The 22,083-nt window shown below is 58.8% G+C and carries 19 protein-coding genes and 6 pseudogenes; 9 read left to right on the top strand and 16 right to left on the bottom strand.

Annotated features, from left to right (window positions below):
* Positions 1–245: 245 nt before the first annotated feature.
* Positions 246–1,028 (top strand): annotated as a pseudogene (locus ABIB90_RS40165) (transposase); the annotation flags it as partial.
* A 137-nt stretch (positions 1,029–1,165) separates the two neighbouring features.
* On the opposite strand, the gene ABIB90_RS40170 reads toward ABIB90_RS40165, so the two are convergent.
* The 7 genes and pseudogenes from ABIB90_RS40170 to ABIB90_RS40200 all read right to left on the bottom strand — a co-directional run.
* Positions 1,166–1,612, bottom strand: coding sequence for a hypothetical protein (locus tag ABIB90_RS40170; protein WP_354202849.1), 447 nt, complete (start codon positions 1,610–1,612; stop codon positions 1,166–1,168).
* 234 nt (positions 1,613–1,846) lie between these two features.
* On the bottom strand, positions 1,847–2,611 hold the full coding sequence (locus ABIB90_RS40175) for an ImmA/IrrE family metallo-endopeptidase (RefSeq protein ID WP_354202850.1): 765 nt from the start codon (positions 2,609–2,611) through the stop codon (positions 1,847–1,849).
* Positions 2,599–3,024 carry a hypothetical protein gene (locus tag ABIB90_RS40180; RefSeq protein ID WP_354101422.1) on the bottom strand — a complete coding sequence of 142 codons (426 nt, stop codon included), beginning with the start codon at positions 3,022–3,024 and terminating at the stop codon, positions 2,599–2,601. The genes ABIB90_RS40175 and ABIB90_RS40180 overlap by 13 nt, the downstream gene beginning before the upstream one ends.
* Entirely contained in the window at positions 3,021–3,629 is a 609-nt protein-coding gene (locus tag ABIB90_RS40185; RefSeq protein WP_354202851.1) for a hypothetical protein, read from the bottom strand. The genes ABIB90_RS40180 and ABIB90_RS40185 overlap by 4 nt, the downstream gene beginning before the upstream one ends.
* A gap of 371 nt (positions 3,630–4,000) precedes the next feature.
* A complete protein-coding gene (locus ABIB90_RS40190) occupies positions 4,001–5,050 on the bottom strand; it encodes a redoxin family protein (RefSeq protein ID WP_354101424.1) in 1,050 nt (349 codons plus the stop codon).
* Positions 5,051–5,689: 639 nt separating this feature from the next.
* Positions 5,690–5,809 (bottom strand): annotated as a pseudogene (locus tag ABIB90_RS40195) (ATP-binding protein); the annotation flags it as partial.
* A 47-nt stretch (positions 5,810–5,856) separates the two neighbouring features.
* A pseudogene (locus ABIB90_RS40200) lies at positions 5,857–6,402 on the bottom strand (transposase); the annotation flags it as partial.
* Positions 6,403–6,808: 406 nt separating this feature from the next.
* Here ABIB90_RS40200 and ABIB90_RS40205 point away from each other — a divergent pair.
* Complete coding sequence (locus ABIB90_RS40205) at positions 6,809–7,003, top strand: hypothetical protein (RefSeq protein WP_354101425.1); 195 nt, start codon at positions 6,809–6,811, stop codon at positions 7,001–7,003.
* Positions 7,004–7,258: 255 nt separating this feature from the next.
* Here ABIB90_RS40205 and ABIB90_RS40210 read toward each other — a convergent pair.
* A pseudogene (locus ABIB90_RS40210) lies at positions 7,259–8,729 on the bottom strand (IS1380 family transposase).
* A gap of 144 nt (positions 8,730–8,873) precedes the next feature.
* Here ABIB90_RS40210 and ABIB90_RS40215 point away from each other — a divergent pair.
* A complete protein-coding gene (locus ABIB90_RS40215; protein WP_354202852.1) occupies positions 8,874–9,257 on the top strand; it encodes a DUF6894 family protein in 384 nt (127 codons plus the stop codon).
* Positions 9,258–9,547: 290 nt separating this feature from the next.
* On the opposite strand, the gene ABIB90_RS40220 is transcribed toward ABIB90_RS40215, so the two are convergent.
* The 3 genes and pseudogenes from ABIB90_RS40220 to ABIB90_RS40235 form a co-directional block, all read right to left on the bottom strand.
* On the bottom strand, positions 9,548–9,685 hold the full coding sequence (locus ABIB90_RS40220) for a site-specific integrase (protein WP_354101427.1): 138 nt from the start codon (positions 9,683–9,685) through the stop codon (positions 9,548–9,550).
* A gap of 543 nt (positions 9,686–10,228) precedes the next feature.
* Positions 10,229–10,429: pseudogene (locus ABIB90_RS40230) on the bottom strand (transposase zinc-binding domain-containing protein); the annotation flags it as partial.
* 20 nt (positions 10,430–10,449) lie between these two features.
* Positions 10,450–11,298: pseudogene (locus ABIB90_RS40235) on the bottom strand (tyrosine-type recombinase/integrase).
* A 430-nt stretch (positions 11,299–11,728) separates the two neighbouring features.
* Here ABIB90_RS40235 and ABIB90_RS40240 point away from each other — a divergent pair.
* From ABIB90_RS40240 to ABIB90_RS40250, 3 genes are all read left to right on the top strand, one after another.
* Complete coding sequence (locus tag ABIB90_RS40240) at positions 11,729–12,040, top strand: hypothetical protein (protein WP_354202853.1); 312 nt, start codon at positions 11,729–11,731, stop codon at positions 12,038–12,040.
* Between the two features lie 61 nt (positions 12,041–12,101).
* Positions 12,102–12,401, top strand: coding sequence for a type 2 periplasmic-binding domain-containing protein (locus ABIB90_RS40245; protein WP_354202854.1), 300 nt, complete (start codon positions 12,102–12,104; stop codon positions 12,399–12,401).
* A gap of 85 nt (positions 12,402–12,486) precedes the next feature.
* On the top strand, positions 12,487–13,239 hold the full coding sequence (locus tag ABIB90_RS40250; RefSeq protein WP_354202855.1) for a 4Fe4S-binding leucine-rich repeat protein: 753 nt from the start codon (positions 12,487–12,489) through the stop codon (positions 13,237–13,239).
* Positions 13,240–13,291: 52 nt separating this feature from the next.
* On the opposite strand, the gene tnpB is transcribed toward ABIB90_RS40250, so the two are convergent.
* Positions 13,292–13,474, bottom strand: a complete 183-nt coding sequence (gene tnpB / locus ABIB90_RS40255) for an IS66 family insertion sequence element accessory protein TnpB (protein ID WP_354101432.1) — start codon at positions 13,472–13,474, stop codon at positions 13,292–13,294.
* 2,472 nt (positions 13,475–15,946) lie between these two features.
* Between tnpB and ABIB90_RS40260 the strand changes: the two genes are divergently transcribed.
* The 3 genes from ABIB90_RS40260 (at position 15,947) to ABIB90_RS40270 (ending at position 18,841) form a co-directional block, all read left to right on the top strand.
* Entirely contained in the window at positions 15,947–16,699 is a 753-nt protein-coding gene (locus tag ABIB90_RS40260) for a TlpA disulfide reductase family protein (RefSeq protein WP_354101433.1), read from the top strand.
* A gap of 84 nt (positions 16,700–16,783) precedes the next feature.
* Entirely contained in the window at positions 16,784–17,023 is a 240-nt protein-coding gene (locus tag ABIB90_RS40265; RefSeq protein WP_354101434.1) for a hypothetical protein, read from the top strand.
* Between the two features lie 789 nt (positions 17,024–17,812).
* Positions 17,813–18,841 carry an aspartate-semialdehyde dehydrogenase gene (locus ABIB90_RS40270; RefSeq protein ID WP_354101435.1) on the top strand — a complete coding sequence of 343 codons (1,029 nt, stop codon included), beginning with the start codon at positions 17,813–17,815 and terminating at the stop codon, positions 18,839–18,841.
* A gap of 643 nt (positions 18,842–19,484) precedes the next feature.
* Here the strand turns inward: ABIB90_RS40270 and ABIB90_RS40275 are convergent.
* The 4 genes from ABIB90_RS40275 to ABIB90_RS40290 form a co-directional block, all read right to left on the bottom strand.
* Positions 19,485–19,781, bottom strand: a complete 297-nt coding sequence (locus ABIB90_RS40275) for a GNAT family N-acetyltransferase (RefSeq protein ID WP_354101436.1) — start codon at positions 19,779–19,781, stop codon at positions 19,485–19,487.
* On the bottom strand, positions 19,685–20,032 hold the full coding sequence (locus ABIB90_RS40280; RefSeq protein WP_354101478.1) for a hypothetical protein: 348 nt from the start codon (positions 20,030–20,032) through the stop codon (positions 19,685–19,687). Before ABIB90_RS40280 ends, ABIB90_RS40275 begins: the two co-directional genes overlap by 97 nt.
* A gap of 322 nt (positions 20,033–20,354) precedes the next feature.
* Positions 20,355–21,242 (bottom strand): hypothetical protein, encoded by an 888-nt coding sequence (locus ABIB90_RS40285; protein WP_354101437.1) that lies wholly within the window; start codon positions 21,240–21,242, stop codon positions 20,355–20,357.
* A gap of 83 nt (positions 21,243–21,325) precedes the next feature.
* Entirely contained in the window at positions 21,326–21,949 is a 624-nt protein-coding gene (locus ABIB90_RS40290) for a coproporphyrinogen III oxidase (protein ID WP_354101438.1), read from the bottom strand.
* Between the last annotated feature and the right edge of the window lie 134 nt (positions 21,950–22,083).

A 22,083-nucleotide genomic window follows, 5' to 3' on the forward strand; every position in this document is an offset into this window, starting at 1 on the left:
GCGCGCGACAATCATCGCGGCAATCATCACCTCGCCGCGACACCGACTCGCCATCCTGATTGTCGCGCGCTTCCCATCCAGATTGTCGCGCTATAGACAAACGTACGTCGAGACAAAAACAGCGATCGACTGGGCCGCGCTCGGACCATCCGTCGCGCAAGGCGATGCACGGCTAAGAGCCGTCTGTCGCTTCGTACGCCATGTCCGGGTGGAGGACGTCTTCGGAGAAGACATCGTCCCGCCTCATCGGAGCGACAACGATCAACCCGGAATTGCTGACCTATGCGGAAAAGCTGCGCTATCAGGGCTATCTGCGGCGCCAGGACAGCCATGCCGCAATTGCGGCTCTCGTCACCGACGGTGTGCCGCTCAAAGAGATCGTCCGGCGCACAGGACATAGTCGCAATCTGGTTCGCCAAATTAGCCGCGGTGGCGGTACGGATATGTTCCGCACCCGTCAAAGCACCCTGGATGGGCACCTGCCGTTCCTGGACGCGCAGTGGTCAGGCGGCTGTCGCAACGGTGCCGAACTCTGGCGCCGTTTGAAGGGACAAGGCTTTATGGGATCGCTGCGCGTGGTGGCGGAATGGGCGACGCGACGGCGGCATGCCGAGACTATCAGCCATCAACAATTGCAGAAGGTCCCCGCCGCCAGGACGATAGCGCAGCTGATGACGACGAAGCGCGACCACCTGACCAGGGCCGAGACCGTCACGCTTGCCGTCATCGAACAAAACGTTCCTATGCTGGCCGATGCCCAAGCTCTCGTTGGCCGCTTCCACGCGATGATCCGAAAGAAGGCCGAGATGGAGCTCGAACCTTGGATTGAGGAATCCAAGCGGAACCTCATTGCCTCGTTCGCGAATGGCATTGCCAACGATAAGGGAGCGGTGCACGCGGCTATCACGCAACCATGGTCTAATGGCCAAGTGGAAGCTCAGATCACCAAACTCAAGCTGGTCAAACGGCAAATGTACGGGCGCGCTAAGCTCGATCTCCTTCAGGCTAGGCTGATTGGCGCGCCATAAAAACAATCTCGATCATCGAATATGCGTCAGAGCCAATATTGCAGGCCGAATGACATCGCTGCAGCAAAGCAGTCACTTCGAGACGCTGCTTGCAAGCAAAGACAAAGCCGATCAGGAAGCCTCGCTAGCCCTGCCTCCTACTGGGAGAGGGATTTGAAGCAGGCCTGCATGTCATCCTCAGCCTTGCGGATCTGATTGGCTATCGCTTTTGCGCGAATACCGACCGGATGCCTGTCAATGTTGTAGTCGTAAGCAGATAGGCTTTCACTCGACGTGACCCGCATCGCCGGCACTTGGATCACGATTGAACTCAAACTGCTACATTGCTGAACGAACTTATCCAGGACCGTTTTGCCCATTGCCCGATCAGCTTCGCCAAGGTCCGCCATCTTGTTCTGGAGCGTCTTTAGGTACGATTGCCAGGGCCTGACCGTTTGCGCCGGTACGCCCTTGTCGTACGAGTCGGTCTGTATTTTCAGTCCCAACACGTCCAGCTCCGAGAGAAGTATTGCCTTGCTGACCAGTACCTTTTCGCGAACGAGCGAAAACGTCGTGCCGACGAGCTGTGCCCCGAGTTCCTGCACTTGCTTGGCGTAACCGCATGTCCCACTTCGTGATAGGCCGTCTCTATCTTGTTTTCTTCCATTTCATCCGACACGGTCGCGTTTCTGCCAGTTGTCCTGCGAGACCATTGTAACCTGCGACCATCCTTGAAAACAGCCGGCTTGCGAGCCTGAGCGGCTGTGTTTTGCTGCGCGTCCAGATCCACCAGCCTCCGCTTCCAATCGTTGTTGCGGCGTGGTGACTCAGGTCAAAATCTACGCGATCGCCTGCTGTGGTAGCGTGAGCACCGTGAGGATCTCGTCGTCCGGCAGAAGGAACGACTGCTCTTCTACCTCGTACCTATCGCATCCCTTGAAATCGAACCAGGCATCGGCCGGATTCTTTCGGGGGAAGTTTTGTTCGTCGGCGCCTCGGAGCAGCATGTCGGCGGCGAACGTCTGATCGTCCAGTGCCCAGACGGGCCGCCACCATTCCGCGATCATCGGTGACGTCTTGTACCAGACGCGATCCCGCCTGTTGTGGCAAACAATGACCATGGGGAAATGGTTCAAGGCGGTGATCTTCACGAGCGTGGCCGTGAGACTGACGTCGAACTCATCGGCCAACTCCCTGGACGCCGCCAAAGTGAGGCGCTTCATCTTCCGAAGCCGCGGAAGAACCATAAAATTAGGAAGAATCAGATCGGAGGCGAAGTCGTCGGCACGCCGCTCCGGACTGAGCGCGTCTTGCCTGAAATTGCAGACGTCGTTCTTGCCGCAGAAGAGAACCTTTCCGCGATCGTAGTGCCAATGCCCAAGCTCGTGTCCAAGGGAGAAGCGGCGATGCTGTCGCATGCTGAGGCTATTGACCGAGATGACGGCGCGCTTCTTCGATCCCAAGATCGTGGCTTCGCAGTTGTCGATCGGCCTGTAATTGACCACTGCGCCCTGCGTCCATGCGATGGCATCGAGGTCGATATCCTTGGGCTCCGCGATCCCGAGCCCGACAAGCAGGCGCTCTGCCGGGGTCATTCTTCCCATTCTTCCTTGTCCTCGTTTTCAAGCGCCTCGAGCTGCGCCAGATCCTTCAACAGGTTTTCCTCATCGCGCTCAGAAAGTTTGCCACCCTTGCGCGCGGCCATCATTGAATCAGCGACCTCACCGGATCGCATCCCATCGAAACGACGACGCGCTTTCGCAAGGTCGAAGCTCTTGACGTTCTCCTGCTCACGGTATGCCTTCGAGTCATCCTGAGCCCGCTCGAAACGCATCCGAGCGGCACGCGCCTTGGCCTGCTCCAAAGCGGGGCCGGCGCGGGCCACCGCCTTCTCGAAATCGTCACCCGCTTCCTTGAAGTCTTCGCGCAGATCGGCTTCCGAGGCTTCCAGTATGCTGTCGTCGATGGCCCGGTCGAGCTTCGACAATTTCTCGCGGTCTGTCGGATCTCTGCTCATCGCCGCCATCCCTTCGGATACTCCCGACGGGCGATGCGCCGGATTTTCTTGATCACGTAGTCCAGGCGCGCCTGGTCGACGCCAAGAAAATCCCGCAGCGTCTCGCCCCTCATGTCATTCTCCCAGCCGAGTAGCACAATGCTCATCTCCTCGTCGGCGCCGTAGTGCACGTTCAGCGCCGCACAGACCTCCGATGCCCCCCGATCCTGTTCCGCCCGGATCGCCGCGTCCTCCGGGCTCGGTCCCGACGCTTTCAATTCAAACTTCGACTTGCGCTCGCCGGTCGTCACGTCCTCTATCGGAACCCGCTGCTGCAGACGATCGCGCCGGTGGCCGGCGATGTTTCGCATCGACTGGACCAGGAAGGCTATGAACCTGATGATCCGCGGGCAGCGCTTCTCCTCGAAGAGCGCGGAACACATCGCCTCCTGCAATAGGTCGCCCTCGGCGAAGTCGGTCCCACCAAGGTAACGGCGTTCGACGGCGTCCAGACGAGCGAGGTCGAGCAGTGTGAGCCCGTCCAGCGCCGACGCCACCTTATCGTATGTGAGGTGCTCGGTCGCGGAGGCCGATACTTCGGGAGGCGGCACGCTGATGTCGTCCATAGCTTCACGCATGTTGCAAGCTTCTGGGCAGTCAAAGCCCGAAAGCTCGCAATCTCAAAGCCAATCTCGCCCGGAAAATCGAGTCTTGATCAACCGCTTGGATGGTTCTTCACGAACGACTAACTAGACACCCAGCAAAGACGGGCCGCAGGACGTCGCATCGCTCGTTGTGGGCTAGGCTTTCGTTGTGACTTGCGTGTTGCATTCGCCCTGAATGATTCTGCTGGTCGCGAGCGCTTCGAAGGCGCTTACATAGCCCCGATCGTGCATCTTCGATTTAACATCTCTCTTCATGTCTCCTCCTGCGGCTGCACTTTGGGAGCTCCAGGAGACTTTTCCTGCGAAATCGAACAAGACCCGCTGCAACAAATCTACTCGCCCCTGTAGGTGGCCAAGGTTTGGAGCAACTGCGGCACATAATCCTTTTTCATAGCGTCCGGCACTTTCGGATCGTCTAGCCGTGTCATTGCCCGCTCGATCAGCTCGATCGCGCGTTGCTTGTCACCACTCTCGTAGTAATACTGAGCGAGCCCCCCATAAGAATAGAGGTCGAGGCCGTGGGCTTGCCCAGGATTGAGGATATTTTCCGACACATCCCTGCCGATCGCAAAGCGCTCCGCACGCGGAAGGTAGGCCCTATCGTTATCCGGATCAAAGAGTAGCCTCATCACGATATTCAGCTCCAACACAGCCTCTGACTGTTTCTCAACCGCATCTCGAACCATTTGGCGTAAGACCTGGAACCCAGTCGCCGTGTCGCGCATTTTGTGAAGCAACAGATCCACATGAATCTCGCGGAACCCGAAATTGTCCGGCATCGCGGCAATGCCCTCTTCGGCCGCTGAGAGCGCTGCCGGCCAATCCTTTGCTTCCATCGCCGATCGAATTGTCCGGCGGATTGAGGATACGCGCGCTAGGCGTTGGCCTGCCGCAATCCGTTTCGCATCAGCGGCTTTAGCTTCATCGCTGCTGCGCCAAGTGCCGTTGATAATTTTCGGCAAGACGTGGTCGATGTCGATCGGATTACCGATAAAGGCAATGTGGCCGTCGCGGTCGACGACGAACGATGTCGGAATCTCAAGAGAAGAGCTGGCATCCATCCAAAGCTTGTTCATTGCGCCGGTACTGTCGAACCCGATTCGATAGTTCAGATTTGAGAACTTTTCGGTCAACCATGCGTCCAACTTGGCGCGAGCCTCATCCGCCGTTGGTGCTTTTTCATAAGCTGCGACTCCGACGACCTCAAGCCCCTCGTCTTTGTATTTTGCTTGCAGCTCTATCAGATGGGGCATCGCCTCCTCACATCCGCCGCACCAAGTTGCCCAAAATTCGACGATGTACACTTTCCCGGGATCGACATTCGTGAGGGGCTCGCCACGCAGCCAGTTCTCGACATTGAGCGAAGGGGCCGGAGAGTCCATGCATAGCGCCATCATTGTCTCCAAGTTACCTGTCGCGCGACCTTGTCGCTTCACCCGAATAGCAATCACCTGCCACGCTGTCCACGCGCGCTAAGCTACATGACAAAGATTTGAAAAACATCCACACGCCCAGTAGGTCCCTGTATGAAACCTGACATGCTTTGCGTCGGCGTCAGATTTCGGGCACGCATTGCGACCTTCCTGCCGTCAGAAGACCGTCTTGCGAATGCGCATCGCGAGCCGCGCTGCGCTAGTAGGAGGTACGTGAGAAGCCGGATGGTGCCCGCTGACTGACAAATTCCAAGGGTCAGGGCGACGACGAGCTCGCCTCCCTTTTAGAACCGGCCGGTCCGTTAGTGAGATGCGCCCTCTTTCCAAGCCATTCGCAAGCTGGCGAGGAACAAGTCGATCGGCGAGGCCGCAGTAATTGAATCAGCCGTTGAATCACGCCCAAACCCAGGCCTTTGTCTCAAAAGTGGAGATGCGATACGATTTAGAATCACTCAGTCGATTTTGTTGACGGTTGCGACGAACTCATCGAGCAGGCTGCGCATTTCGATGATGGTGAGCGAGAAGTTCACGCGACCGTGAGCGACTGTTTCGCGCGATGGTGAACAGCGGCTTTGATCGACATGGTGTTCAGGGGTTTGAGTTGTCGTCGAGAGCTTGATTGCGGGCGTTCTGCTTTCGCATGCTTTCTCCGGAGAGTTGCAGACGGTGAGCGTTATGAACGAGGCGGTCCAGGATAGCGTCGCCGAGGGGGCACCCCTCGCTTTTGGCCGGAGAGGAAGACCCTGAACTTGTGGGATGCCATCGGCCCAGATGTAGACGTAGCGGTTGGCCGAAAGATCGCGCTTCTGCCACGCGGCATGCTCGTCGAGCCAGCAGTCCTTCAAGCGGCCGATCGCGGAGGCCGACAACCCGGCAGCATCCTTGCCAAGCAGCGCAGCCAGCGCTTCCGAGAAGTCGCCGGTCGAGATACCCTTCAGATAAAGGACCGGCAGCAGCGTCTCGATCGACTTCGAGCGGTGCATGTAGGGTGGCAGGATCGACGGAGAGAACCGGATGCGGTCGGGGTCGGTGGCGGCGGCCTCACGATCGCGTACACGCGGCTGGCGGACGGCGACCGGACCGAGACCGGTCATCACCTCGCGCTCCGGCAGGTGGCCATGGCGGACGACGCGCTGGTGGCCGTCCGCGGTCTTCAAATCGGCATGCTGGCCGAGAAAGTCTGCAACCTCGGCCTCGACCGCCTTGGCGAGAAGGGCACGTGCCCCGTTGGGCAAGACTTCTGTGAGTTGATCGTCGAAGATTCCTGGCTGAATCAGCTGGATGACGTTATCGTTGGACACGGCATATCGCTCCTTCGGTGGACAAGTGGAGGCTTCAAGCACCCCACGATATGCCGCCTTTCCGATTCCCCCCGTCACCAACTTTCGGCGATAGCTCCCGCAGCAACCGAATGTTCTCCTTCTGCCGCCAGGCTCCGCAAAGATCTCGCCAAGGCATGCGGCAAACCCGACGTTACTCCACAGGACGTCTTCGCTCTCTACTACACGCCCGCATTGTTCCACATGCGAATGCCGGGCCTGAGCGGAAAGGATTGGAAACTCTTGAACGAGTGGGTAAGCGCGGCGGGATTGTCGTTGGTCCGCCCGCTACCAACCCTATGGCGCCGGCGCACCTTCGCCACCAGAGGTTGACGACGAACGGTGATCATCGGACACGATAGGGAAGCGGCCAGCGTTGAGGTAAAAAATGCCGTCATCGAAGTTCAAAGCTGAAGTGAAGGAGCGCAATCCCGGCGAGCCGTGCTTTGTTGTTCTCAATACCGATAAATCCATCGGCATCGAGCCGAAGCAGATTACCTTTAACTTGCCTGCGGACACCGGGATAGAAGAAGCCCGCCAATTGGCGAACGCGCTGACTGGCCTCAGCGTCTCGGTTCGTTAGCCTGGTCGCTTGACGTTGAGAACGGACGTCTGAGTGACGCCAACCTTGACCGGCGGGGAGCCATCGCGATCACGGCAACCATGCCATGCGGCTAGCCCGGATTTCTCACACTGCTTGACCGCGCACGGGCAAGGGTTGACTTCCGCTACGCCAGCAACCGCGCGGGCGGTTGGGGCGTAGATCCTCGCCCGCTCCGGCGGTTTGGTCGGTGCTTCCGGGGCATGGGGCGCGGGTGTTCTCCTGTGGGCCGATGGTTCAGCGAGCCGCGCCGTCGAGCACGGCCCATGCCGCTCGGAAGACATCGGTGTAGGGAAACGCCGATGCCATAGAGAACTTGATCCCGCGGACGCTGATGCGGACCTGGGCGCCGATCTTGAACAGCTCAGGCGGATGGTGCCGCATGCGGCGTCGGCGAGCCGCGTCGCGGCGAGGGCAATGCGGCGCAATGCGCTGACCAGGACATAGGCCATTGACGACAGCGAAAGCGGTAACTGGTTGGCGCGCATGGTGTGGTGGACGTCCTGTCAGCGAACAGATCGAGCTGGCATTCCTTGATGCGGTTTTCCATCTCGCCATGGGCGCAATAGAGCTTCTCGTAGAGTTCGCGGCCCGGGTGCCGCTCGGCGCGCAGCGAAGTGACGACGAAGCGCGGATTGGCCCGGCCCTCCAGGGTCGCCAAGTCGATGTCTGCAACCATGATGGATTTCTTGTTCTTCTTACGCCGCGGTTTCGCCGAGTTCTCGCTCTCGGCGGCAGAAGGGATCATCCATTCGGCCTTGCCGACTACCCGGCGTTCGCGGCTCCAGCTCTTGTGCGTTCTATAGTGGAAGTCCTTGAAGCGCCGGGCCGGCTTGCCGCTCTGGCGATTTTCTGCGGCCGCCTCGGCAAGCTCGGCCGCGATCTCGACGATCAGCTTGCTGTTCTCGGCCAGGCCGAACAAATAATCGACGTCGTTTTGGTCGCACCATGTCATCAGGTCATCGCGCGTGAACCCGGAATCCGCCCGCAGTAGAATGCGCACTTCGGGCCAGCGCTTGAGGGATCTGCGCAGCCATCCGCGCCACCTCTTCAACCGAGCCCGCGCTGGTATCGATGTTGGCCCTGCGCAGCTTGGCGCAAAGCAGATGCCGCCCGCAAAAAAATGTACAGCGGCAGGTAACAGTAGGATTTGTAGTAGCCGTGAAAGAAGCGCCCTTCCTGCTCGCCATGCAACGGATCATCGGTGGCATCGAGCTCGAGCGTGATCTGGCGCGGCGCCGTCCGATGCGCCTCCAGAAACAGATCGACGAACAGCAAGGTCCACCGCCTCCGCATCGTAGCTGATCTGGTGGTAGCGCGACGGCTCCGGCTTCGACAGTTCCAGCCGGTTCAACGTCGCCTTGCCGGCCACCGCCGCGCAATCTGCGCGCCGCGCCTCGAGTTTTCCTGCCAGCACCGCCATCAATGGGTCGTGGCGCAGAGGGTCGTTGAGGTCCTCGTAACCGAGCGCGATGGCGAATATCCGCTGTCCAACCAGCGTCGCCACCGAATGCTCGACATGCGCCTGCGATCGTCGATCGTCAAAGCAGCATGCCAGCCGATCCACCATCCGGATAGTCCCATCCGCCCCGCCCAGCAGCAAACCGCCCGCGTCCGACGTGATCGCACCTCCGTCAAACGCCGCTACCACCGCGCAGCCTTCGACGGCTTCAAATCGAAAAATATCCGCGGTACACTCTGTCTGCATCGGGGCTCTCCTCGAATCATCAGGAAGTCGTTATCGCAAAACAACTTTCGCTGATTCGGAGCCCCGATGCGCTTAAACTCCGTGAGATATCCGGACTAGGATGTGTTGGCTGGAGAGCGCTATTCTGTGCGGGAGCCACATTTCATGCGCTACTTTTTCCATATTGAAACCAGCGACGTTCTGTCGGTGGATAGGGTGGGTACGGAGTTCACCAGCCAACTCGAAGCCGATGACTACGGCGCGCGCGTCGCAAGCGAAATCGGAATGGATGATTTCGACTACACCAACGGTGTGGTGACGGTGGTGGACAGCGCGTTGACCTGCTTGGAATTGCGGAACTTGGTCTCGCGGATCAGCAGACCTTCGCGGGTCACGTCCGCGATCGTCAGCTTCAGGGCTTCGGAGATCCTGAGCCCAGTGGATGAGAGTAGCGCGATCAAGGTCGCTTGCGTGTGCGGGCGCAAGCCGCGCATTGGCCGAAGCCGCAGCGCAGCTTCGATAAGCCGACTGATCTCGTCTGTCGTGTAGATGTGCGGCGTGCGACGCTTCTTACGGGCGCCGAAGTGGGCCGGCGGCAGCTCGTGCCCGACGTCCTCCACCCGGACATGGCGTACGAAGCGACAGACGGCTCTTAGCCGTGCATCGCCTTGCGCGACGGATGGTCCGAGCGCGGCCCAGTCGCGCTGTTTTTGTCTCGACGTACGTTTGTCCGCGCTCGGCCGCGAAGGCGGCAAAGCTCTTCAGCAGGTACTCCGCGGTCGACATCGCGAAGCCCGTGGTGCGGCGGAGCGCGAGATAGGTCTCGATGTCGTTGAGCATCAGAACGCCTCCGGCCAGGGCTGAGCAACCTGCTTCAGCAGCGCGACGTCGGCCTTTGCGTAATAGGCCGTCGTGTCGATGCCGCGATGCCGAAGGACGAGGCCGATCTTGTCGAGCGGCACGCCGTGGCGCAGCATCTCGGTCGCCGCGGTTTGCCAGGCTCTTTCGTCGGCACCTCGTCGAGCGCGGCGTTTGCCGGTCCGCAGCCGTGGGGCCAGCATCCGCCGAGCCGCAGCTCGTCGCCTATAATTCCTGTCTTATGGGCAAAGCCGGTAATGGGACGCTGGCGATCGCGATCACCGTACTTTCCTGTGTATTGCCGCTCTCGAGCTCTCCATTACAAGTCGCCCGTGCGGCCCCGTTGGGTCGGCCACTGATGGCCGGTCACATACGGAGACGGACATGTTGGAGACGTACTTCTCGGCAGCGAAGATGCTGGGGCATCTGCGCAGTGGGCCGAGCGGGCCTTACCTTGACGGGTTCGCAGCGGCGCTGGAGCAGCAGGGCTACGGCCCCGCGACAGCGGTACGCTATTTGCGAGCGGCGGCTCACAGCGGCCATGTCATGGCCGAGCAAGGCGCGGGCCGGACGGACGTTGATCTCGCCGGCGACGAGCACCTGCGCACTTGCCGGTGTCCACGCGCCAAAGGCGGCCGGCGCAACCACCACACCATCTACGGGCGTGTCGTGCCGCAGTCGTCGCAAGCCTCCATGTGGCCGCCGAGCGCCTCGGTCCGGCACGCCACGATTGCGCTCATCACGCGCCGCTCGACCCGACCGAGATGACCGGCATGTACACGGCGATAGGTGTCGCCATGCCGGCGCAGAATATCGGCAATCTCGATGGCGGGCCTGTTGGCGCGGCTGTCGGGGCGGATCATCACCCGCATCCCGCCGCGGATCATTCAGGTGGCGTCACCTCCAGCGACAGGCGATCGAGTGGGCTCTGCGTCGCCCGGATCGTATCGGTGGCGACTTGCGTGTAGCGCGCTGTCGACGACAAATTATTGTGCCCGAGCAAGACCTGGATGATCCGGATATCGGTTCCGTTCTCGAGAAGATGCGTCGCGAAGCTGTGGCGCAGCGTGTGGAGCGTGACGCGCTTGGTCAGGCCCGCAGCCTTCACCGCCGATCGACAGGCTGCGTGCAACACGGTCTGATCGATCGGATGATCTTCGTCACGACCAGGGAACAGATAAAGCCGTGGCCGGGCGAGCCGCCAGTAGGTGCGCAGGACGCCCAGCAACTGGGGCGACAGCATCACGTTGCGATCCTTCGCGCCCTTGCCGTGGCGCACCTGGATGACGCCGCGGGCGCTATCGATGTCTTCGATCAGCAGTCCCGCGACTTCGGAGGCCCTGAGTCCGGCCGCATAGGCCGTGGTGAGCGCGGCGCGGCTCTTCAGGCTGGACACGGCCTCGAGGAACTGAACCACTTCGTCGGCGCTGAGAACGACCGGCCGCTTGCGCGGTTCTCGCGCATAGGGAATGAGCGCCTCGCCGAGCGTGACGACGTAGAAAAACCGTAGTGCACAGACGATCTGGTTCAGCGCTGGCCATGAGATGCCGGTCGAGACCAAATGCACCTAGAAGGCGCGGACGTCTTCCAGCTCTAACCGGTCAGGCGATCGGCCAAAATAGCGGCTGAACTTCGAAACCGCGCTGATGTAGGATCGTTGCGTCGCCGGCGACAGATTGCGGACGGTCATGTCTTCGATCATGCGGCGGCGAAGAGGGCTCAAATCGGCCATCTCGATACTCCTGTCTGAGGGGGATGGGCTCCAACACCCACATCCTCTCCGCCAGGACGCGATCTACGCCACCTCACCCCTCACGCCGCGGCAGCGGCTTCGTTCAAATCCCCTCCGCCACATCCGTTTCCCGGCAAACTCGATTGCCTCAGAGAGCCGTTTCCAGATTCCAAATCAACGACTTGGGAATTCTTCACGGACCATTTCTTTACTTCATGCGCCTTGATCGAGATCAAGAAGTCCATGCGACAACAACTGTACGGTGGATGAGTTGCAAGCCAGTGCCTGGTCCGTCCCGACGGTTTGCAATGTGGCGATAATTTGGAACGATCGATTGTAAGGCAGTCTTTGATGCGAGCTGTAGTTGTTTTTGGCCCCACAACAATTGCGCTGCTCCCAAGCGGTGCAGTTCATTTGGCTGGAGAGAATCTTGTCTTTCCTGGCTGCTGACGCTGGTTCTCTTCGTCGCATTCTTCAACACGTTCAGGCGTGCCCGGTCAATCCGGTCGTGCTGGCGAATGCACGCCTGCTGCGCGCCTGCAATCCTCCCTGCTGCGCCACGTGTACCTGCCGTTCACCACCGGGTTATCTTCCTCGCCCGCTAGGATTGCGGCACTTGATCGCGCAGGCCAAGGGCGTCCTCGATGCGGACAGGGTATTTGCTGGAATCGTCGTTCTCTCCGCCTCTGTTGTTCTCCTCGACGCTATCGTCGAGCGCGCGGAAAAGCAGTTCCTGGTTTGACGGCCCGCGCCTGCTCATGAAACCTGATCGTAACACTCTCCCAACAGTCACGGAGCTTCGCATGCACGCTTTGACACGAATGATGCTGGTCATGGCGCTAACCGCTTGCTCGGTCATTTCGGCGGATGCCGCCGGGCTCGAGAAGGCGAAATTGAGGATCGCGGCGGGATCACAGATCCTCAACTCGATTCCTCTCAATTCGGGTGTGAAGCTTGGTACATTCAGAGACCAAGGCCTTGACGTTACTATCGAGAACCTCCACGCCGGTGGCTCGAAAGCGCTGCAGGCGCTGGTCGGCGCTTCGATCGACGGGACAGTCGGCTTCCAGGATCACACCATTCAGATGCAGGCGCAGGGCTGACGTTCGGAAAATTTCTGGAGCTCGTGACCTCCGACAAGTTTGCCAAGCCGTTGCTGCGGCGTGCCTAATCTATGTGGGCAGGACAATGATTGATGATATCGACAAGGCTCTTGACTGGGAGGGCCACCGGCTTGACTGCGCATCGTGCGAGCATCTCGCACTGAGCGAAACCGGCGGATGTCGGCTCAAGCACTACTGCGTCAACGAACGTTGTCCCAGCAGTATCGAGAGGTTCTTCGAGCGGAATCCGGATCTCGCCGACGGCTATCTCAGCCATCCGCATTGTGAGGTAAGGGCGATGGCGGCGAAGTTTGCGAACGTCTCTCTGCTGCCGTCGCTGATCAATGATCCCAATGAAAAGGTGCAATGGAATGCGATACTTCGCCTGCCTAGAAGCTACGCGTTGCAATTACGGAAGCATCCGCGTCCCGAGCTGAGGAGGCGGGTAGCGACCCTGCTCGACGGTGAAGAATTGCTATCCATGGCCTCAGACGAATATTACTATGTTCGCCTTGTCGTCGCGAGTCGGATCGAGCCTATACTGCTCCGCCGAATGATGAATGACGAGGAAGCCGAGGTCCGCCGTGTTGTAGCACGGCGCATTCCAAATGAATGGTTGCTCGGCATGATCGACGATCGTGACGCGTCGGTAAGACTGGAGATAGCCCAACGACTATCTGTGCAGGTTGTGTCCCTGCTGCAGCATGATCCTGACTGGCGCATCCGCTACGAGGTCGCAAGCCGTGCGCCAGTAGCTCAGATCTTTAGCCTCGTCCATGACCCGCATAGTCTCGTGCGCGAAGTCGCGAGCTCACGGATTGCGGAAGACCGCCGCTGAGATCGATACCTCGCCGGGCGACCGACGGCCAGATGAACTTGCCGCGATATGCCTATTGCGTCATGCCGAGGATCTTGACCAGATCGCCGCGACGTTCCCGGAAGATGTAGAGATCGCCAGCGCGCGGATCGCGCCTCAGAATCTCCTGGAATGTAAGAGCCAGGCTCGCATGCCGAGGCATGTCGGTGTGGCCAGTGGCGATCCAGGCCCTGACGCGGCTCGGAATCTGGACCATCGTCGCCGCAGCAGCTCAAGAAGTCACTGCAGCGTCTCAACGTCCCGGCCACGGTCAACGCGAACGCGACAGCCGCCGAGCTCAATCCCGATGATTCCAGCCCTTGCACGCTACGCAGGCGGGGAAGAGGCTGCTTGTGCCGCGTCGCTCGAGATCGGAGCCGCCACGCCGCGCAGCCGACCCTGGCGCGCTTGTCGGCTTCAAGTGAACAACACGCTGTGAGCCACCCGTGCCAGCGCGCGATAGCGCACCCGTCTGGCCAGCCTGCAAGTTCTCTTCGACAAGTCGGGCCTTCTCGTCGTAACTTCATCGCTCTCGACGCGCTGCGCGCAACACATTGACCTATCGAAATGTCTCCGTTCCATGCGCAACCGCTCGTTCCTTCCGTAAACGAGCAATCCCATGCGACCAGGTCGACGGCTTGCTTGTTGTGGTCCTCCGGAAACGAGCGGCGTTGACGTGCTTCCATCTGACACGTTGTGGCTCCCGAGCGCAGGTACGGTTTCACAGCCCGGCAGCCGGTTGCTCGTCCTCAGAGTCGTGTGTTCCTTTGAGCGCACGAAACAGCAGATTTGGAACCGTGAAATTGGTGCGTTCTTGTCTGTCTTCATGGATCTCGGCAACTAGTACTATTTCCGAACGTAGAGGTTGGATTTCGGCTTGTGCAAGCTTCTTGAGGGCAAGTCTACGTCGCGGGTAAAATAATCTTCACACCGTTCATCCTGATCCGCCTTGAGCCCACGTGGTGTCGAGTGCATCCAGGAGAGCTGGCGCTCACTGCTGTTAGGTGCTGAAGTTTACCCATTTTGCGGATGGATTGATCGCAACAGTGGCAACATCGCCTACATCGGACCAGGTTCCGACAATCTCGTGTAGCGCCAACTGCTTACAAGAAATCACGTTTCCAGGGGTGCAAGCGTACTCAACCCTCCATGGTAAAGCACTCTAGCTGCAGGGCCCAAGGCGGCTGACATATGAGATTTGCCGGACCAGCTCTGCTCTCTTCACTAGGGGATGATGCTCCCTCGCATTGTCCATTTACAGATACGCCAACGGTCTTAGCGGATTCTGTTAGCACATAGCGAACAGAATCGCGACCAATGCGGATCTGGTTGTGTCGTAGCTAGTGCGATGTATGGGGTAAGCAACCCGCATCCCGAAACGACGAGCCGCCGAAGTTCATGATCTTAAGCGTCATGCCGTTCTCAAGTCGGCCGTGAGCACAAGGGAAGTCAGGTGCATCTCGCGAGTGATCGACCTGACCGGCGAGCGGCACATTAACCAGGCTCGCAGCTGGACGCATCTACCAGGACTGGGCTCGATTAGGCGATACACGCGGTGCGAGCGGTAATGGAGGCATGAGGTTCATCTACGCTCAATGGTTGATGCCTAGGGCCGCGAAGTCGTTGGCTTATTCGCGCGGGGACTGAAGGCGGTGACAAGGGAACTCAAGGTCGTTCGACATATCCATCGCATAGAGTCTTTACCCAGCCTGCGCCACGCGTTCTCGAGAGATGTGGGTGAATTTCAACCGGGCAGGCCGCCTCCACGGTGCCCATTTGCCGGTCGTGGACGCCAATGTGCTGCTGGTTCGAATCTTAACATTCTCCGCCTCCGGCGCCTCATTGTAAGCCAGGCGTTCCTGATTACGTGTTATCTTTGAGCCGTTTTTCGCGAGCGCGGTTCTCGTATTCTGTGAGAGTTTTCTTCCTTGCGTCATTACCAAACACGCAAGACCGGGGCGGATTTGCCCTAGCGCTATTGCGAACACCAATGCGAAGGATGTCGCTCGCAAGTTGTCCTGGCCAAACCATCGTGCAGCGGATGTGCGGAAGTGGCCCCGAGGCGGTCAGTACCAACTCCAATCTCCGACCTATCCTGTTGAGCCCTCCGGTTGCTTTAGTCTCACCCGCGACTAGTCGAAACCAGAATGCACGGAAATCAACACGGCGACAGAAGTAACTGCGCCGCTTTGGCGAGGTAAAGTTGGCTTCCTATGTTCAAGCAGGGCTCGCACCGGTTTTCGCGCCTGCTAATTCCGACGGAGCAGCACGCGCATGAGGTCATCGGCTTCCACGGTCATCTGGAATGCGCCGAATAGGCCGCTTTGCTGGCTCGGTTCGGAAAGCTGGTGCCGTATCCGATGCTGACCGCTGTTGTCCACGACCGGCCCTTGGGAATTTGTCGGTCGGCGGGCACCATCCGCTTTCTCGCGCGCCTCCTACTGGCCTAGCGCGACATCACGGCTGCGCATTCGCAAAACGGTCTTGGCGGCACCAAGGGCGCGATCCGTGCCCGCAATCCACGCCGATGCAAAGCATGGCAGGTTACATACAGTCGACCCTGCTGGGCGCGTGGATGTTTTTGAAAGCGTTGTCATGTGCTTAGTGCGCGCGCACAGCTTGGCATGGTGATTGCTGACTAAGGTGAACCGACAAGGTCGCGCAACAGCAACGTTGGAAGAGAATCATCATGCTAAGCTTGGCATCTCCTGCTCCTTCGCTCAAAGTCGAGAACTGGCTGCGTGGCCAGCCCCTCACGAACTTCGAGCCAGGGAAATTGGACATCGTCGAATTTTGGGCAAGTTGGTGCTACCCATGTGAGGAGGCGATGCCCCATCTGATAGAGCTGCAAGCAAAATACAAAGACGAGGGGCTTGAGGTCGTCGGAGTCGCAGCTAGGGAAAAAGCAGCAACGGCGGATGAGGCTCGCACCAAGTTGGACGCATGGTTGACCGAAAGGTTTTCAAATCTGAACTATCGAATCGGGTTCGATAGTACCGGCGAAATGAACAAGCTTTGGATGGATGCCAGTTCTTCTGCTTGGGTTCCGACATCGTTCATCGTCGACCGCGACGGCCACATTGCCTTTATCGGTGATCCGATCGACATCGACCACGTCTTGCCGAAAATTCTCAAGGGCACTTGGCGCAGCAGCTATGAAGCTAAAGCCGCCGAAGCGAAACGGATTGCGAAAAACCAACGCGAGGCGCGCGAAGACTCAATGCACCAGACAATTCGACCGGCGATGGAAGCAAAGGATTGGCCGACAGCGCTCTCAGCGGTGGAAGAGGGTATTGCCGCGATGCCGGACAATCGACACTTCCGCGAGATTCAGGCGGATCTGTTGCTTCACAAATGCGCGACACGGCGACCGGTTTCCGGGTCTTACGCCGACTGGTTCGAGATGCGATTGAGAAACAGTCAGAGGCTGTGCGTGGGCTGATTGTCGTGATACAGCAACTGTTTGATCCGGAGAACGATAGGGCCTAGCTTCCCGCGTGCGGAGCGCTTTGCAATCGGCAGGGATGTGTCGGAACATATCCTCAATTTAGGGCAAGACAGCGGCGGCCTCACCTTTACTTCTTATAGGGTGGTCGCTCAGTATTACTACGAGAGTGGTGACAAGCAACGCGCGATCGAGCTGATCGAGCGGGCAATGACATGGCTAGACCATCCGAAAGCAATGCCGGACGCTATGAGGGAAGCCACGAAGGAGTATTATATGCCGCAGTTGCTCCAAACCTTGGCCACCTACAGGGGCGAGTAGGTTTGCTGCAGCGGGTCTTGTTCGATTTCGCAGGAAAAGTCTCCTGGGGCTCCCAAAGTGCAGCCGCAGGAGGAGACATGAAGAGAGATGTTAGTCGAAGATGCACGATCGGGGCTATGTAAGCGCCTTCGAAGCTCGCGACCAGCAGAACGGCTAGGATCATATGGGCGATTTGGACACGCAAGTCACAAGCAAGCCTAGCCCACAACGAGCGATGCGACACCCTGCGGCTCGTCTTTGCTGGGTGTCTGGTCCCTAGTTGTATTCAGGGGGTGTCGCTGCCCTTTACATGCGCGGTTTTGTAGCTCGAAATCAGCTACTCACATCGAGCACCACTCACGTTGTAATGTTCGCCTCGCCCGCACAAACGGCGCCTTCGAAGGACTCAAATGCACGGTCCGAGGAACCAGTATCGACGTTACATCTGGCCGTCTTCGTCTGGTTGGGCGGCGTCCAGTGCTCTGTTGGGCTACGATAAACCTGAACAGAAACTTGTTGTCCCTTAAAAGGAGGTGGCCAAGTTCAGGCAGCGCTGAAGGCGTACTTGAGAATGTCCGATCTCCAATGCGTCAAACCATTAATCCGTGGCCCTTCAGTATCAATTGTTGGGGCAACTGTGCTGCATAAGTCGCCGCCATGTTCACGATCATCAAACGCGCCACCAAAACCACCACGGCCTTCGGGGCCTGAGGAGGCGTGCGCGCGTAGTCGTCGACTAGAACGCAATCCACTCCACCGAAGCCCCGCCCATGATGGTCCGGGGCGTTTATGTTGTCTAAATCGATCTCAATGGAGGACACAGTGAGTAACGATCCCGTCGTCGCGATTGTCGGCGTCACCGGTGCGGTGGGCGCCGAATTCATCGCCACCATGGACAAGCGCGGCTTTCGCGTCGGCAAGCTCAAGGCGCTGGCGAGCGCCCGCTCAGCCGGCAAGACGGTGTCGTTCCGTGGGCAAGACGTCGTCATCGAGCAGCTGACGGAACGCGCCTTCGAAGGCGTCGACATCGCCCTGTTCTCCGCCGGCGGCAGCATCTCCAAGAAGTTCGCGCCGATCGCGGTCAAGGCGGGTGCCGTCGTCGTCGACAACTCCTCCGCCTTCCGCATGGACCCGAACGTGCCGCTGGTCATCCCCGAGATCAACGCGAACCGCATCCGCGATCACAAGGGCATCATCGCCAACCCGAACTGCGCCGCCATCACGGCGCTGGTGCCGCTGTGGCCGATCCACCAGACCAACCGCATCGGGCGCGTGATCATCTCGACCTACCAGGCGGCCTCCGGCGCCGGCGCTGCCGCGATGGAGGAAATGGTCGAGTCGACCCGCGCCAGCCTCAACGGGCAGGTTTATACGCCGAAGGTGATGCCGCATCCCTACGCCTTCAACCTCTTCAACCACAACACCGCGATCGACCCCGACACCGGCTACAACGACGAAGAGACCAAGGTCATCAACGAAACCCGCAAGATCTTCGAGGACGACAAGATCGCGATCGGCGTCACCTGCGTGCGCGTGCCGGTGCTGCGGGCTCATTGCGAGGCCATCACCTTCGAATGCGAGAAGCCGATCAGCGAGGACCAGGTCCGCGCCATCATGGCGCGAGCGCCCGGCGTCAAGATCGTCGACGACCGTGCCAGGAACTACTTCCCGATGCCGATTGACGCCTCGGGCCAGGACGACGTCCTGGTCGGTCGCATCCGCAAGGACCTCAGCGACCCCTCTGGGCATTCGATCTCGATGTTCGTGGCGGCGGACCAGCTGCTGAAGGGCGCTGCGCTGAACGCGGTGCAGATCGCAGAGCTGTTGCTGGGCCTGTAATCAGGCGCACGCCGAGTCGACAGCTCTAGCTTGGTGAAAACAAAACGCCTCGGCTCAGCATCGTGAGCCTCAATCCTTAGAAGCGGGCGGCAAACGCCAGGACGCGTCGGGGGCCAGTCTCGACCACCTCCCGCCGTTAAGCTGAGTACTCCACTTATAGCCGTCCATAAGGACTGTTACGCGCCAGTTTGACTAGTCCGACAAGGCGCCGTCGCCGGAGGGAAACGAAGACAGAGTAAGTTCTGCGAAATGATCCGCAAAGCCTCGGATCGCGTGTGGCCGCCGCGCAGCGGGAAGAGCCGCGACGAAGATGGATGTCCCGTACTGGCGCGCGAAGTTGCACCTCGCCGGCGTCTCCGAAGCGTCAAATGCCATAGGCGAACCGAACTGCGTGTGTGGGCTCGCATCTTGCCGGTCAGCTCGCAATCCACAAGGTAGGCTCAGACCGCGGCTCTTACCAGGCTTCGACTTCGAGAGCTTGATCGGCCTCCGGCTGACATCCAAGTGGAGCCTCCTTGCCTTCCGGTACTGATGGGAGCGGTCGACGCAATGTTGAAATGGATAGACCTACCGCGGTTCCGCGGCGCCGGTTTCTCCCTTGGTGGTCGCGCCGAAATACACCGTTTCCACCCTCTTCAGCTACTCACGAACCTGGTCCACAGCGCAAGAGTGGATTATTCGGCTCACGCCCCTCATTTGGACACGTGGGGTCATTCTGGTCGGTGAGCCGCTTCTCGTAGAACAACACTGCATATCCGTGCAATATCCCCTCCCTGCGGCGGACATAGCCAGCGGTCTCATAGAGCCTTTGAGCCCCTACTTGGATCGTTGTTGTGTCGAGCATTATCCACTCGAAACCGAGAGCGACAGCTCGCGACTCCAATTCACGAAGAACTCTTCTTCCAAACCCTCGTCGCTGAAGGACGGGATCGACCCGCATACGTTTAAGTTCTGCGACATCATCATTAAAAGTTTCAGCCCACCCATGGCAGCGAGTCGGGGGCCAATATGCGCAACTACGAAGTCTCCGCCCGACCCGATGTATACTTCCCCGATATTACGTAAATTATCCTCCCAGGCCCCTTCCGGGCCACACACACCAACGTCCTGCGATGCGCTTCTGTGCAGATGCCATACACCATCGCTATCCCCGGACTCGAAGCGACGAAGGATCAGTTCGTCTTGAGACATGACTAAGATCCCGCGACAGGTGTCGGACGTCCGCGCCCGTGGCATCGCTATCTGTTTTTAGCTAGGCAGAGACGACCGTCAGCTCACCGCCCCACCTCTGTCAAGAGCCGCTGGGAAAGGACAGCCTCAACATTCTCCGATAACTCGACTCCGACAATTGGACGACCCGGCTCAACCGTATATTTTAAGGCCGTACTACGGTGCATCCGGGTAAACCGATCCAGTGCACAAATCCAGGACGCGCGCAGCGTTCGGATTTCGCCGCCGTGATGCTCCATCACTGGCGAAATGGTCGCAGCCCTGGGAAAGTCCGCTTTCCCTTCTAGCCAACCTGGCTTGAGCGGTGCACTCCCCTGTCTGACGACAGCCAGCGGAATACCTCGTGAAGGCATCTCTGCGGATAATATTCAGAAAGCCGATATAGATCCCTATAAAATTGCGGTTTCTGGTTGAAGAGTTCTTCACCGGCCAATAGCACCGAGACTGCCACGATCCGGGCGGAGAAGCGGCCGCTTGGACCAAGCGTGTTCTTGTAAGGATTCTTTCCGTAAAACACACGAAATTGGCCAAATAAGTCCGGCGACATATGTTCATAGAAGCGCGTCAGAACAAAGTTTGCTGACTCAAGGCGCGCCAAGCATAGCTCAAGACATTGCCCCGCATCGACATCGGCCACATCACGCAAATTAAGCAGAGCGTCCATTGCTGACTGCAATTCGCTCTCGATGATCTGATGGCCCAAGCAAAAATCTCGCTCCTCGACCCCGGCCGCCCCGAGGCAATATACGCGTGGATCGTTCTGCAACGGATTCGTAATGATCATATCTTCATAAGAGAGGACCTCAATGCCCGGTTGCCGATCATAACTTGATCGCGCAAGGCGGCTCAGTGCCTCTCCCACCGTCAGCTCGGCGTCCAGGGGATGAAGACCGGCAAACGCAGACATCTGATAAGCACAATTTACGAGATATCGGATGTCTGTCTTAGCGATCTCGAACTGGGACTGCGGCAGACTTAGCAGCTGCGCAGCATAGTCCTTCTCGGCAGCCATCGCGTTGATGCTACGCCCAAGAGCCTTAACCGCCTTATCAGATCGTTCACTGCGTTTGATCTCCGCAATGCAGTGCGGCAGTTCATCGGCGGCAAAGTTGCTGACCAGCCCAAGCGGGCGCTCACGCTGCCGCCGATCAATGCTATCGGTCAGATGCAAGAATATGTCCTGCGCCTCGCGGGGCGGCCCTTGCGTCGTGGAAACGGAAAAAGGAGGGACCATAAACGAGCGCGCTCGCGACTTCATCGAAAAGCAACTTGCATTTCGGCACTTGACCCGTATCGAGCGGCCGGTGAGTAATCGTGGTTTTCGAGCAGATCAGTGCGTTTGTCTGTTATCCTGCTGTCGTTGTACGCGACCTTCTCAAGTATACTGTTCGAGAAAAATAGCAGCGATACGGCGCCCGAGTTGATAGTGCCGGCGGCAGTTAACGAAAGCAGACCATAGTTTGAAATGCAGATGAGTCCTGCCTCGTTCAAGATTTCAAGCTCGCGCCCAAAGCATTTCTCAATTGAGACCCCAAACTCCCGCTCGAAGCGGGAGAGTAACACTCCACTACTTCGCAGGGCAAACATCACGGTTCTGCGCATGAGATCATCTTGCGACAGGACAACACCCTTCCACACTGGCTTCTCGCCCGCCTCAACCCTATACAGGTAGCGGTCTAAATCTGCCTCGTTGTAGAACTGGCACTGGCTCATGTAACCGAATCCGGCAACCCCAAACGGGACCAGATTATTGTCGTTCCAGGAATCGTATTTGCGGCTCTGTTGAACCGAGTGTGGCTGCGACTGCTTACTCCAATAGAAAATCGGCCCATGCCGATAGCCGAGTCTCGTGAGGATGTGCTCGGCCATAAAATGCATGATAAGGCGCTCCTTAGCCCCAGCGAATTGATATCGTCCCCGAGCCAAATGGCGGGCTACGGGTCTGTAGATTTAAACATCAATGGGAATACATTGAACTTCTCTATTCCCACTGAAAGCACTGTGGGGAGGAG

The sequence above is a fragment of the Bradyrhizobium sp. JR4.1 genome (assembly GCF_040548605.1).
GTDB lineage: Bacteria > Pseudomonadota > Alphaproteobacteria > Rhizobiales > Xanthobacteraceae > Bradyrhizobium > Bradyrhizobium canariense.